Origin of the sequence: Nostoc sp. (assembly GCF_036917455.1) — a bacterium.
Lineage (GTDB): Bacteria > Cyanobacteriota > Cyanobacteriia > Cyanobacteriales > Nostocaceae > Nostoc.
The window spans coordinates 1-13,505 of the sequence record NZ_JBALDK010000071.1; the positions used below are offsets into that span (position 1 = coordinate 1).

The following is a 13,505-nucleotide window of genomic DNA, read 5'->3' on the forward strand; positions in this document are numbered from 1 at the left end:
AGAATTAACTTCTTTTTCATGTCCGTGCCAAGGTTGACCAATGGGGTTGCCGTGAATATCCCATAAGCGCACTGTCGAATCATTGCTGGCACTGATAATCCACTGACCATCAGGGCTAAAGGCGACAGAATTGACTTCTTTTTCATGTCCGTGCCAAGGTTGACCAATGGGGTTGCCGTGAATATCCCATAAGCGCACTGTCAAATCATTGCTGGCACTGATAATCCACTGACCATCAGGGCTAAAGGCAACAGAATTGACCCAATTCTCATATTTGCGCTGCGATCGCCCGATGACCCGATCTTGTAGTATTTGATGTAGCTCCCATAAACGTACAATGCGATCGCCACTACTGACAATCAGCTTGCCATCGGGGCTAAAGGCTAGGGAATTAACCTGTCCTTCATGTCCCCGCCAAGGTTGAGTGATGGGGTTGCCATTGATATTCCACAAGCGTATTGTCCGATCGCAGCTACCACTAATAATAAACTTGTCATCAGGGCTAAACGCTACAGAATTTATATGTCCTTCATGCCCGTGCCAAGGTTGACCGATGGGATTACCTTGGATGTCCCACAACCGCACTGTACAATCACTACTACCACTGACAATAAACTTGCTATCAGAGCTAAAGGCGACGCAAATAATTTTCGCCTCATGTTTGTGCCAGGGTTGAGTGATGGTGTTACCTTGCAAATCCCACAAACACACCGTTCCGTCAAAACCAACACTGATAAGTCCATCGCCATTTGGGCTAAAGGCGACGGAAATAACTCCTTCCTTATGTCCGCGCCAAGGTTGAGTAATAAGATTACCTTCTAGATCCCACAAACACACCGTTCCGTCAAAACCGACACTGACAATACTTACCCCAGAGGGGTTGGCGCAGCCATCGCTATTTGAGATAAAGGCGACGGAAATAATTCCTTCCTCATGTCCCTGCCACGGTTGAATAATGAGATTACCTTGTAGATCCCATAAACACAAAATTCCGTCAACACTACCACTAACAATAAACTTGCTATCAGGACTAAAGGCTACACAATTCACTTCTTGCTCATGTCTACACAAAAATTGAGGAGTAGGATTGCCAATGATATTCCACAAGCACACTGTAGAATCACTACTCCCACTGGCAATAAAATTGCCATCAGGACTAAAGGCGACACAATTTACGTCTCCCTCATGTCCACGCAAGCTATTTGTCTCTGTGGGTGTGTTCATTGCTTCTTTTAAGCTTCCTAAAACAGAAGGTAGAAGCTGGTTTGGGTATTTCTCTAGATTCTCACCCATTGTTTGAATTGCCAGCACCAAACCCTCTAGCGGTTGGACAGGAAGCAAATTCAAAACCCTGGCGGATTGCTCGCGCAGTTTTAATTCAGTCAGTGCAAGGTTTAACTTTTGAATCTCTTGTTCATTTTCTTCCAAATGGCGATCGGGCGACCCAACACTAGCATCAATAAATTGATTAGCTTGTTCGCTTAAATAACCAAATGTTTGCTCTTTTAGTTCTTTATAAGTCTTTATTTTTATAACCCGGCTGGCAATATTTTCTCTTTCCCACAGTAGATTCAGGGTGTATTGCAGAAATGGTAAAGAATCATCTTGTTGGTGAAAATCATGAATAACTTGCTCAACTAGTCCTTGTTCAAAGGTAACACCATTTCTAGCAGCAGGTTCTGCGATCGCTAACTTTAATTCGCGATCGCTCATTCTAGTGAGTATACAACTATAGTGATTATAGATACTCGCAAGTTGGGGATACTCACTAAATCTATTTACAAAATTAGATTGGATTGTTAAAACAATTTTGACAGAGCTATCTTGCTGCTGAAGCACTTGAAAGAGACTAGCAAGAAATTTGTCACGTTCTGCTTTTGGAATTTTCGTAAACAGTTCTTCAAATTGGTCAATAAAAATCAGAATGCCCTGAGAAGATTGTTTGAGTAATGTGACAATTTGTAGTAGAGTATTTTCTCTTGGTTTTAGAGCGATATCTGCTATTTTTGATTGTTTACCATAGGCAAGGAACAGACTCTTATGAAGAGATTTAAAAGGATTTTCATCTGGCTGAAAAGTTAGATTAGTCAATGTAATTTTATTATTTTCTAAATAAGGAATTAAACCTGCCCGAATCAATGATGATTTGCCACTGCTTGATGCCCCTAAAAGCAAGATTACATTATCTTTTTTTAAGCGATCGCCCAGATTAGCAATCCACTTATCCCGACCAAAAAATTTGTCTTTATCTTTAATTTCAAAAGTTTTTAGTCCTAAGTAGGGAGAGTCTATTTTGAATGGACGACAATGAATGTCTTCAAAATTACTGTCAGAAAAAAAGCCGTATTCAGAAATACATTGGACATTACATCTAATATTTATATCGCCTTCAGAACTGTTAACCATCTCATCTCCTTACCTTTGGACATCTCTGGCTAAATCTTTACCTCAGTTATAGTACCTCGGCTAATTTTTGTAAGTACCTCAACAAAATTAATTACCAAGAAAGGCAGAAGGAAGAAGGAAGAAAATACAATTCTTGCTCTCTGCCAAATGGATCTAAAGTCCCTAAATTCGGTTTTAAATACCTTTTTTCAGGGAAATTACTTAAACAAACTTCAAAAAAATGTAGTAACTTTATCCTAAAACACCGCAAATGACAAACGGGATGGAACTTTTTGATAACCTACACCTTGCTATGTTTAGCGGCAAAGGTGGAGTCGGAAAAACGACAATCTCCTGCACTTTTGCATGTCGTTGGGCGCAGAAATTTACCAATGAGCAAATTCTTTTAATCTCAACCGATCCGGCTCACTCTCTTGGAGATGTCTTACAAGTTAGCGTTGATGACATTCCTCGTTCCATAGCAGAACTACCCAATCTAGTAGTAAGGGCGTTGGATGCAAAGCGTCTGCTACAAGATTTTAAAGAACGTTATGGTCAGGTGTTAGAACTGTTAGTGGAGCGGGGTAGTTTTGTTGAAGGAGAAGATTTGCTTCCAGTTTGGGATTTAAATTGGCCTGGACTGGACGAGTTGATGGGCTTGTTAGAGATCCAACGCCTTTTTAAAGAGCAGCAGGTAGATCGAGTAGTAGTAGATATGGCTCCTAGCGGTCATACTCTCAACTTGTTTGGATTGATGGACTTTTTAGACACTTTCCTCGACTCTCTGGAACTGTTTCAAGAAAAGCATCGGTTTATTAGCAAGACCTTTGCTGGAAGTTACACACCCGATCGCGCTGACGATTTTTTGCAAACCCTGAAAGCTGAACTGTCGCAAGGTCGTCGTCTCCTTCAAGATTCTACCCATACTGCTTGTTTGTTAGTTGCGATCGCCGAACCAATGAGTTGGTTGGAGTCAAAACGATTTCTAGAAGCCTTACAAACTATGCAGATTCCTTGCGGAGGGTTAATTGTCAACCAAGTCCTTGCGAGTGCGACTGACCCAGATCGTTACCAAGAACAACAACCGCTCATCAGCCAGTATACGGATCTTGCTGACGAAAAGCCGATTTTTATTGTGCCACAGCAAGATGAGGAGCCTTTGGGAATTGTAGCCCTTAGCTATCTCATCAACCAAATCCATATTCCTCAGCTTGAACCGCTATCTCCTATCGATCTACTCCCAGTTCAATGGCCTGAAACAATTCCTCCTAACTTTGGAGATTTTCTGACCAAAGGTCGCCGCCTGTTACTAATTGGCGGTAAGGGTGGAGTAGGCAAGACCACAGTAGCAGCTGCCATTGGTTGGGCTATGGCTCAACAACATCCCGATCGTAAAATTCGCATGGTTTCTATCGATCCAGCCCACTCCTTGGGTGATGCCTTTGGTCTGAGTTTAGGACACGAACCATATCAAATAACTTCTAATCTTCGAGGTCAGGAAGTGGATGGCGATCGCATTGTCGATCAATTCAGAGCCGATTACCTATGGGAACTGGCCGAAATGATGAGTGGCGAAACACAAACAAGCGAAGCTATTGAAATTGCATACGCTCCTCTTGCCTGGCGCAAAATTGTCGATCAAGCTTTACCAGGGATTGATGAAATACTTTCCCTGTTAACAGTAATGGAATTGCTAGAGCAACAAGAAGAAGACTTAATTATTTTAGACACTGCTCCTACAGGTCATCTTCTGCGTTTTCTAGAAATGCCAACTGCACTGGTAGACTGGCTAGCTTGGATTTTCAAACTCTGGATCAAGTATCAGAATGTCCTTGGTCGTACAGAGTTTATGGGGCGTTTACGAATTTTGCGACAGCGCGTAGTCAAAGCTCAAAAAGTGCTAAAAGACCCACAACAAACAGAGTTCATTGGGGTTACACTTAACCAGGCTAGTGTACTTGCCGAACAAAAACGCCTGTTCAAATCTCTGCAAGAGATAGGTGTGAGCCAGAATTACGTTGTTCTCAACCGCTTTACTTCTACAGCAACCATTAATTGCGATGACTGCCAGACAAATTTTCCAGGTTTGACAATAGTTCGCTTACCAATGCTTCCTCGCTCAGTTCAGCCTTTAGAACGCATTCAAGCAGCAGCCGGCTGTTTATTTTAATAGCTAATTAGACTAAATACTTTCATACCCAAAGAGAAATTTATTATGCATCGCACTCCAAACCGCAGACAAATTCAAGCCCAACTTAGCACCATGCCTCCTCAACGTTCTCAAGCAACAGTTTACTTAAATGCTTACAAAATGATGTTAGAGAAAGAGCGTTTAGAGCAGGAACTAGAGAAACTCGAAGCACGCCGACATCAGATTCAGCAGCGTCTTGCTATTTTAAATAGTCAAACAATTGCTGAAGAGAACATGACCCATCAGCAAGCAAATACAGGCTTGGAGAAGAATACACCAAAATTCAAAACCTTAACATTGGAATACTAAGCTGTCACGCCTACAAGTTGCCTCATAATCTTTTAGGTAAAACCTGTAAACCCTCTCCTCTGCCCCCTGCCCCCCTGCCTCCCCTGCTATCTCAATGTGCAAATTAAAAACACAACAGTTTAAGCCTCTAACAGGGAACAGGGAATTACTGGCCATCCCACATCCTCACCGTGCAACTGAAATCGTTTACTGCGCTGATTGAGTTGAAGTTAGAGATTTTGTGAGAAGATGACCATCTAAAACCAGGCTAAGTTGCCCATTGGCAAGAATGCTAGTTCCTTGGATATAAGCAGCAACTGGGATTGCTTCCCCCAGAGGATGGATCGCAGCGGATTGCTTGCCAATGATGCAATCTACTTCTAAAGCACATCGTTTGTCTAAGTAACTAAATACTAATAAAGGCTTATCCTGCTTGAAAGCATTTAGTGTGTCTGGGCTGTAGGTAGTAACTGAGGTGGGAAGCTGGTTAGGACAAGTCAGCACCTCAGTCAATAAGTGGATAGGAACGAGCATTTCTGTTGTTAGATCCTCACGATCGCAACCAAGGAAGCCACTGGTGCCAGAAGACTGCAAAAATAACACGCGTCCCGCTTGAGTTTGGATAATTTGTTCGGACTGCGATAGACAAATCTGCTCAACAGAATCGGCAACAAATGCATAGACTCTGGAGTTAGCTTGACAGACAATAAGTTGAGCAATTTTTTGATCGAGGGGAATTTGGAGCGAGAAGGCTGTACCATGTCCAGCTTTAGACTTCAATACTATTCTTCCCTGAATAGCTGTTAATTGCTTACAAACTTCAGTTAATTCTACTCCTAACTCTAAGGCAGCGCGATCGCATAAAACAGATGAAACCTCTGGTTCGATTACCAGTTCTTGTAAGATATCCCCTGGTTTTGTCAGGGTGAGTCCTTGGGCTAAAGCTTCTTGATAAATTTGAGATAAGTTAATTCCTGCGCCATCATCACAGCCATCAATAATCAGTTGATTTCCTTGCTGATAAACTTGAATTTCAATAATACCGTTGCTATTTTTACCTAGCTGTTGGCGTGTTTGTCCAGACTCAATACTTTGCTCTAGTAAATAGCAGCTTATATGCAACAGGAGAGCATGGAGGCGATCGCTAAATGCCCGATTGACTTGGATATCGCTAACTTGTAAATGTAGTCTAGCAGACTTATCTTGTAGAGCTTGTAACTGAGACCAAAGCCGATGCAACGGTTCTAAGGCTACTTTTAAAGGAATAGTTGTAACTGTTTTGACTAAATTGGAAGAATGCTTAAGTAAATTTTCCTGCTGTATCAGTTCTTGTTTGAGTTGATGATGATTGTTATTCAGCGAATCAACAGTTGATGCCACCTGAGACGCTTCAGCCAAAACAGATTGCAGAGTACTGTATAATTGCTGAGAGCGAGAAGCAGCTAGGGGAGAAAGGGTATCTGAAATTGCTGCTAAACGTCCTGACCATTCCTGTAGATTATCAAGCAGGTGTTGTAATCGTTTAACTTGTCGGAGCAGCCGCCCGATCGTATGTTGCTGTTGTTCTTCTTGACAGGCTTGCTGATTATATGTAGTTAATAATGTTGCAACTAGCGTGTTTAGTTGTTCGAGATGCTTAATATTGATGGGTGTAGCGGTTGGAATACTTGTTGCAACAATGGTAGAAATGGATTCTTGCAAAGAGAGTGCATAGCGATCGCTAACAGATTTAACTAGGGATGCAACAGAAGTTTCAGTAGGTAGGGAAAAATCCCCCAACCAAGCATGAAAATCTCCTTCGTCATACTCCTTCGGGTTTGCTAGTTCCCCTACATTGATGGGAAGCTGCTCGGTATCTACGTGAACAAGGCTGCTAGACTGGGGGCTAGTTTCATCTATTAGTTCCCTGTCAAGACTTTCCTTGTCTTTAACGATAACTTGCTCCGCAGAAGATTCTACCTTGGCCAAGCGATCGCCAAATTGAATAACTGGTTGATGTTCCTGCGGTTGCTCTATCGATGTCTCAAAGTTTGTTTCCTGGCGATCGCCAAATTCTGCTTGTAGACGAGCAACAATGGCAGACATCCGCTCCAGAATTTCTACTTCGTCAATTTGCGAGGCTGTTAAAAATGCCATCAACAGCATCTGTAGACAATCTAATCCTTCCGATAACAGGGAGGCGATTGAGGCGTTGACAGTTGCCCGATACTGATGCAACAACTGAAAAATCTCTTCTAGTGCAGTTGCAACTATGGCAATGGCATCTAACTCAGCTGCTATGGCAATCGAATGTAGAGAGCTAGCAGCTTCCATGAGAGCCAAAGCTGTACCAGGGTTACTGTCTTTTGTATAGTTAGGCAACTCCTGCTCCAAGAACAGCAACAGATCGATCGCTTCTTCTAGGAAGCGATCGTCGTTCTGCGGTTGGGGGACAAAATCGGTACTCATGAACAACTCTCAGTTTCTATGGGGTTTGTGACAATTCTATGGCTTCGATATTGTTTGGAGGCTACAAGCCGCGATGTCGGCGATCGCTTTGAATTGCTCCTGGATTTGGGCGATTGACTCCAACCCAGCACTGATTTGGCGATCGCACGGTTCGATAGCAGAAGCAACGTCTGCTGCTGCCACCTGGAGTTCCTGGAACCATTCCTCTATATTTAGGGTGCTGTCGCGGGCTTGACGGGCGAGAATTTCCACCTGTTCGGCAGCAGCTAACAAACCTCTTTCTTGCTGGCTAGCTTTTGTAACTTCGATGGCTGTATTCAAGGACAAAACCTGAATTTTGGTACTCAAGCCTTCCACAAGATCAATAAAGCCAGAAGCTTGCTGGCAAAATTCACCAAGGTATTGCAGCTGTTTATTAGTAATAGCAACAGTATCTTGAATACACATTAAATGCTCGCCGGCAAGCTCGGCGATTCTGGCTCCTGCTTGTACAGCTTGGCTCACCTGCTGAAATGGCACTAGTAACTCTAACCGATCAGCCTTTTGGGGAGGCGATGACACCTGTTGAGCAGGTGGAGCTACTATTTCAGCCCAGCGCAAGTTAATTGTCAATATCATTCCTACTTGTTGTAGCAAACTGCGCTCTGCTTCTTGCCATTGTCGGGGTTCAAGGCAACGATGAATAACTAAAAAACCCCAGGGCTGTTGTTTGACAATTAAGGGTAAGCACAGGCTAGCTTGCACCTGAAAGCGTTGCCAAAATTGCTGTTGGCGGGGAGTTAATTCTAATACTTCAGTTAGGTTGTTGAGTAAGTTTTGTCCGTCACTAACATCGGGTTTATTAACAAACAAATTTATCGGTAGGGATTGGTTGAGTAGGGATGTCCAACCTGCTTGTGTAACTTCAGCGATCGCTCGACTGCGATTATCTTCCTCAAAACGATAAATCAAAACGCGATCGGCGTTGAGAACATCTCGCAGAGCGGTAACTGTAACCTCCAAAAGTGCAGTTTGATTTTTTGTCTGCTGCATTTGCCGATCGATAGCCGCAAGTTGTTCTCGCTGGAGCTGAAAAGCCCCTCGAACATTTTCATCGTTGTCACTGGGCGAATCCTTAGCCAAAGCTTGGATAAAAGCTTCAATTTGACTTACCTTCTGCTGCAATTGAGCGACCTTTGGCCCCTTAGCAGATTGAAAGACTGCTTTGATTAGAGCCACATTAGCCAAAATTTCTTCTATCTGGATTTCATTTTCAACAGGCTGGGTTTCAGAATTAGGGTCTAAAGTTGCGATCGTCACAGAAAACTCCTTGGCAGCATCAAGTCAAATATAAAAAGCAGGGGAGCAGGGGGGCAGGGGAGCAGGGGGGCAAAGGAGAGTTCAAATACCAAGTTCTTTCCCCTCCGCCCCTCTGCCTCCTGCCTCTTATCAGTGGGTTTGCCATTGTAATGTCTGGGCGATCGCTCTGGTGTCTAAAATCCAGCGATCGCCTGGCAGAATACCTCGAACAAAATTTAGTAGTTTGTTTGGGGAAAAGTCGGTTGGTGCCGATTGTGCTTGCTGTAAATCCTGCCACTCTACATCGTAGACATGAGCCACCAAAAACCCGATTACCTGATTTTGCAGTTCGATAACCAGAACCATTGGCTTTTCTGGTCGTGACTGCCGCTTCAAAAGCGGCGCATAACCAAGCAAATGTTCCAAGTCAACCACCCGCAGCATCTGTCCTTGCCAATTATAGAAACCTAAAATCCAACTTGGTAAGGCCGGGGCTGGGGAAATTTCTTGGCTAGCGAGATGAATAATGTCCTGTAATGAGTGGAATGGTAGCAATCCACTTCCTCGATCGCCCAAGGAAAAACGGAGAAATCTTTGCCGTTGTTCGCCTGATGTCAGCCCAGGAGTCAATGACTGGGTTGTTCCGGGCAACCCCAACTTATCAGCCAATATCTGGCTCATACCAAAAAGAAGTACTTTGAGTGGTTCCTCGTTCGGTGCTACAGGCAAAACAGCCATGTGGCTAACACAGCTTAACTCCGCCACTTGCCGATAAGACCACGGCACCGGACGCACTGCTTCTAAAGGAATATCGATTAAGGCAGGGGGCTTGTCTACAGGAATGCCACAAATTTCCCCAGTCCGGGTTTGAGTCAGAAGTAAGAAACGTCCTGAAGTGTCAACCGCAGAGAGAACTTGATCCGCCTGTTGAGGTTGTACTTGCTGAATGAACTTCTGGCGCAAGTCCACAATTGTGATCGTTTGCGCTCCCAAATCAACCATCCCGATACCACTTTCAACCGTACTGCGAATCGGGGGACAAGCCATCACCTTGAGAACTGCACCAACTGGCAGGGCAAATAAATAGTCTGCGATCGCAAAAACAACGACTCGTAGGGAGTCGCGATCGCTCACAGTGCCAGATAATCGCTTAAACGGAAAGGGAGTGTTAAGCATAGGAGGTTACGGGTGGGGGCAGGGGGGCAGGGGGAGCAGGGGGGCAGAGGGGCAGAGGGGCAGAGGGGCAGGGGGGCAGGGGGAGCAGGGGGGCAGGGGGCAGAGGGGCAGAGGAGTAGGGGGGTAGGGGAGAAAGAATATTAACGCTTCATTAGCCAAGGTGAGGGGTCAGTAATCATATTCACCAAACCACCTAAGATCCGATTGTAGATTCCATATAATTCTCTGCCTAATTCAACATCCAAATAATTGCACTTAACAGCAAATTCAATCCATGTTTGTGTTTCTGCTGCCTCTGCTTCCGAGTCATTGAGTTTAGCCACAAAAGCTGCTTCATATCTACGCTTTCTCCAAGCTTCAGCTAGATTTGCACAAACAGAACGTGATGATCTACGAATCTGATCAGTTAATGAATACCGCTCCTCGACAGGAAACTTTTTAGAGAGTTCAAAGATTTTCATGGCTGCATCAAATGCCATTTGATAAACTTTCAAGTCTTGATGATTTTTAATTGGTTCTTTTTCCATTTCCATCTACTCCTCTACTCCTCTGCCCCCCTGCCCCCCTGCCTTATTTCAGAACTAGTTCAGCGATCGTGGCGAGGAAATTCTGTTCTGAATAGGGTTTGGTTAGGTAAGCTTTTGCTCCTAGAGCTAAAGCTAATTGGCGGTGCTTCTGTCCGCTACGGGTAGTTAGCATCACGACAGGAACCCCGGACAAACGCTCGTCTTGGCGACGGTGTTCTAAAAACTCAAATCCATTCATCTGCGGCATTTCAATGTCACAAATCACTAAATCAACATCACCGTGTTGCAGCATTTGCGCGATCGCCTCTCGACCATCGCCTGCTTGCAACACTTGGTAATCGGCTTTCTGGAGCGTCTGCACCAAACTTTGTCTTTGTACAACCGAATCTTCCACCACTAACACCATTAGTCGGTTAGGTTGAGCAACGGCTGTATTGATTTCCATCGGCTGTTGCTGCGGTTGCGTTATCGTTAAGGTTTGCTGCCCCTCTAGAGTTAGAACAGGCTCAGGCGCGGGCAATAGTTTAGTTGCAATTGATGCCGGGGAAGTCGGCATCATATCTGTCTCCCAGGTTTGCCGAACTAACTCCAACGGGTCAACGATTAGGGTAAGACTACCATTGCCCAACACGCTGTAGCCTTGGATGTAACTAGGTAAAGTTAGGACTCTACCGAGGGATTTAATTACTAATTCCTGCTCGACTAAAATCTGATCGACTTGCAAACACAGGTATTGATGCTCTGTTTCCAACAGCAGCAGAGGTTCGACGGTGTTCCGTTGTTTGACAGGAAAAGGACTTAGGTTTAAATTGTGGTCTTGGGTGAATAATGGATATTTGTAATCCAGCAAATTGGCAAGCGAGCGGATGGGAACTAGTTGCTGACTTTGCCCTTCTCCCCACTGCCAGAATTTTTGGCTGCCTTGCCCGTGTAAAGATTGCTGGACTTGAATCTGCTCTGGCTGCGGTAATAAAACCTGGCTAACTCCTTCAGACAGCAAGCCATAAGTAATACCTTGAGATTGACAAACGAGCAAGCGTGCTGTTGTCAAGCTCAGGGGCAATTGTAGGATGAAGGTGGTTCCCTGCCCTGAAAGCGATCGCACCACAATCGAACCTTGTAAAGTTTGCAATTGTGTGCGAACGACATCTAAGCCGATACCACGGCCAGATAACTCACCAACCTGCTTGGCGGTAGAAAAGCCTGGTTCAAATAATAACTCTGCCAGTTGGTCTTCTGAGGCGTAGGCGGCTTGTTCGGGAGTCAGCAGGTGTTTTTCTATAGCTCGCTGACGGATTGCTTCCCAGTTTAAGCCTTGACCATCATCCCGTACTTCAATAGTAGTGCGGTTGCCTTGATGATAGGCTTTAATTGTAATTGTTCCGGTTTCTGTTTTACCCTGCTGGCGACGGGTTTCTATCGGTTCAATGCCGTGATCGAAGGCATTGCGAATCATGTGCAGCAAGGGATCGTACAACTGCTCAGAAATGGCTTTATCCACCAGTACCTTCGTACCGCCAAGCTTGAGTTCAACAGGCTTATGATAAGTTGCTACCATCTGTTGCAAGAGGCGCGGTAATCGATTCAACACTGTTCCCAGTGGAACCATTCTGGCTTGCAACAAATCTTCCTGCGCTCCTGAAAGCAGTTGCTTGCGCTTTCCGAGACTGAAGCGAGATTGCTGCACTAAGCCATTAACAGCCTCAATCCGTTCTCCTAATTGCACCATGTCTTCTGTAAGATTTTGCAGGAGAATGTGCAACTCGCTATAGTTATCCATTTCTAAGGCATCAAAATTGGATTGTGCCTCGGTAGCAGAGATAACTCGTGGAGATCCATGTATACGCTGCTTGCGTTCGGGAAGCAGCAGATGTCGATCCGACCAAGTAAAAACTTTACTAAGTTGTTGTTGACAGTACAAAAACTGTAGTAGAGTCTCTTGAGCTGCTTTCTGGATGTGGTTAGATTGCAGGTTTTGTTGGTTTTCGCTGATTAGCAATTCCCCAATTGTATGGCTGAGGCGATCGAGTTGTTTGATCGCGACTCGGATACTGGGAAGTGATGCCGATGATTGAGCCTGGAGGCTTGGCGCTGGTGGTGGAGAGGCTGGCCGATCTGAGTCTAAGTATCGGCAGGATGTCTGTGGATCTCCGATCCAGATTGACTGTAAAATCCGCTCTATGGCAGAGGGGGCTACTACCGAATCCTGAGAATGAGAAATAGGTTCCAGTACCTCCGGTGCTTTCGGTACGGAGTTATCAGTCCGCTTCGGGAAAAACGACCAAATTGATTCCGCTTCGCTGGCACTGAGAAGGGGGGATGGCTTATTCTCAGTTGTAGTCGTTTGTGTTGGTTGAGCAGCGATCGCAACTGGCTGCTCTTGCTGTTCTGGGACAGGAATGGTTATTCCTGCCCATTGTTGCAATTGTGGAGATATCTCTCCCCCTTGAGTGCGATCGCCAGCCAGTACTGCTGCTTGAGCCGCTTTAAAATTTTCTAAAGCCACCTGAGCAATTTGCAATACTTTATCTGGATGTGCTTTGAGCGCGTTTAAGATCGCCTGGGCAATTTCTTCCAATCCAGATAAGCCATAAGATGCTGCTAATTCAACAAAAAATTCGGCTTGGGAGTTGAGTGTTGTTTGAATTTGTTGCGGATCTTGGCTTTGGATGTCAGCTTCAAGTTGTTGCAAATCCTGGGGTACACTCCCGGAAAAGATTGACTCTACGACATCAAAGCCAAGTTCTTCCGAAGTGGGAAGCGGAGCCTCACGACCAAAAAAGTCACCTAGTTTATGTTGGAGTTGGGCGAAGATTGAGGCAGTTCGATCGAGTATTTCTGCCTCATTGCAGGATAAGCCCATCAAGGCTGCACTCAATGGAGTTCGCAGGCACTCATAAGCATCTAGAAGCAAAGCACCCAATTCTGGATCGATTTCCAGTTCTGGAGCGTATAACGCTTGGAATACATCTTCCAAATGATGGGCAATTGTCTGAATAGTTTCTTGCCCAACACTGGCAGCACTCCCTTTGATAGTATGGGCGCTTCGCATCAAGGCATGAACTTTGTCTATTGTTTTTTCATCGAGTAGACCGATCAGATTCTGCTCAATGGTTTGCAACAACTCTGCCGCTTCCGCAAGAAAAGCCTGCTCTTGATTACTGGGATCGGGGTTCATAACACAATACGCTTGGGTTAAGGAGATTTATCTG

At 44.8% G+C, this 13,505-nt stretch carries 8 protein-coding genes; 2 read left to right on the top strand and 6 right to left on the bottom strand.

Annotation, left to right across the window (positions count from 1 at the left end; genetic code table 11):
- A partial coding sequence (locus V7K42_RS07905) for an nSTAND1 domain-containing NTPase (protein WP_442938545.1) occupies positions 1–2,406 on the bottom strand: 2,406 nt, incomplete at its 3' end.
- Between the two features lie 250 nt (positions 2,407–2,656).
- On the opposite strand from V7K42_RS07905, the gene V7K42_RS07910 reads away from it, so the two are divergent.
- On the top strand, positions 2,657–4,555 hold the full coding sequence (locus V7K42_RS07910) for an ArsA family ATPase (RefSeq protein ID WP_334915078.1): 1,899 nt from the start codon (positions 2,657–2,659) through the stop codon (positions 4,553–4,555).
- 45 nt (positions 4,556–4,600) lie between these two features.
- Positions 4,601–4,885, top strand: coding sequence for a hypothetical protein (locus tag V7K42_RS07915; protein ID WP_334915080.1), 285 nt, complete (start codon positions 4,601–4,603; stop codon positions 4,883–4,885).
- A gap of 186 nt (positions 4,886–5,071) precedes the next feature.
- On the opposite strand, the gene V7K42_RS07920 is transcribed toward V7K42_RS07915, so the two are convergent.
- From V7K42_RS07920 to V7K42_RS07940, 5 genes are all read right to left on the bottom strand, one after another.
- A complete protein-coding gene (locus V7K42_RS07920; RefSeq protein WP_334915082.1) occupies positions 5,072–7,312 on the bottom strand; it encodes a chemotaxis protein CheW in 2,241 nt (746 codons plus the stop codon).
- Between the two features lie 36 nt (positions 7,313–7,348).
- A complete protein-coding gene (locus V7K42_RS07925) occupies positions 7,349–8,611 on the bottom strand; it encodes a GAF domain-containing protein (protein WP_334915084.1) in 1,263 nt (420 codons plus the stop codon).
- 129 nt (positions 8,612–8,740) lie between these two features.
- Positions 8,741–9,766, bottom strand: coding sequence for a chemotaxis protein CheW (locus tag V7K42_RS07930; RefSeq protein WP_334915086.1), 1,026 nt, complete (start codon positions 9,764–9,766; stop codon positions 8,741–8,743).
- Between the two features lie 140 nt (positions 9,767–9,906).
- Entirely contained in the window at positions 9,907–10,293 is a 387-nt protein-coding gene (locus tag V7K42_RS07935; RefSeq protein WP_190960305.1) for a four helix bundle protein, read from the bottom strand.
- Positions 10,294–10,336: 43 nt separating this feature from the next.
- Positions 10,337–13,471: a hybrid sensor histidine kinase/response regulator gene (locus V7K42_RS07940; RefSeq protein WP_334915088.1), complete on the bottom strand. Its 3,135-nt coding sequence runs from the start codon at positions 13,469–13,471 to the stop codon at positions 10,337–10,339.
- Between the last annotated feature and the right edge of the window lie 34 nt (positions 13,472–13,505).

Bases quoted from the DNA above. Each gene is read 5' to 3' on its own strand.
- V7K42_RS07910 (WP_334915078.1), top strand. From the start codon at position 2,657: ATGACAAACGGGATGGAACTTTTTGATAACCTACACCTTGCTATGTTT.
- V7K42_RS07915 (WP_334915080.1), top strand. From the start codon at position 4,601: ATGCATCGCACTCCAAACCGCAGACAAATTCAAGCCCAACTTAGCACC.
- V7K42_RS07920 (WP_334915082.1), bottom strand. From the start codon at position 7,312: ATGAGTACCGATTTTGTCCCCCAACCGCAGAACGACGATCGCTTCCTA.
- V7K42_RS07930 (WP_334915086.1), bottom strand. From the start codon at position 9,766: ATGCTTAACACTCCCTTTCCGTTTAAGCGATTATCTGGCACTGTGAGC.
- V7K42_RS07935 (WP_190960305.1), bottom strand. From the start codon at position 10,293: ATGGAAAAAGAACCAATTAAAAATCATCAAGACTTGAAAGTTTATCAA.
- V7K42_RS07940 (WP_334915088.1), bottom strand. From the start codon at position 13,471: ATGAACCCCGATCCCAGTAATCAAGAGCAGGCTTTTCTTGCGGAAGCG.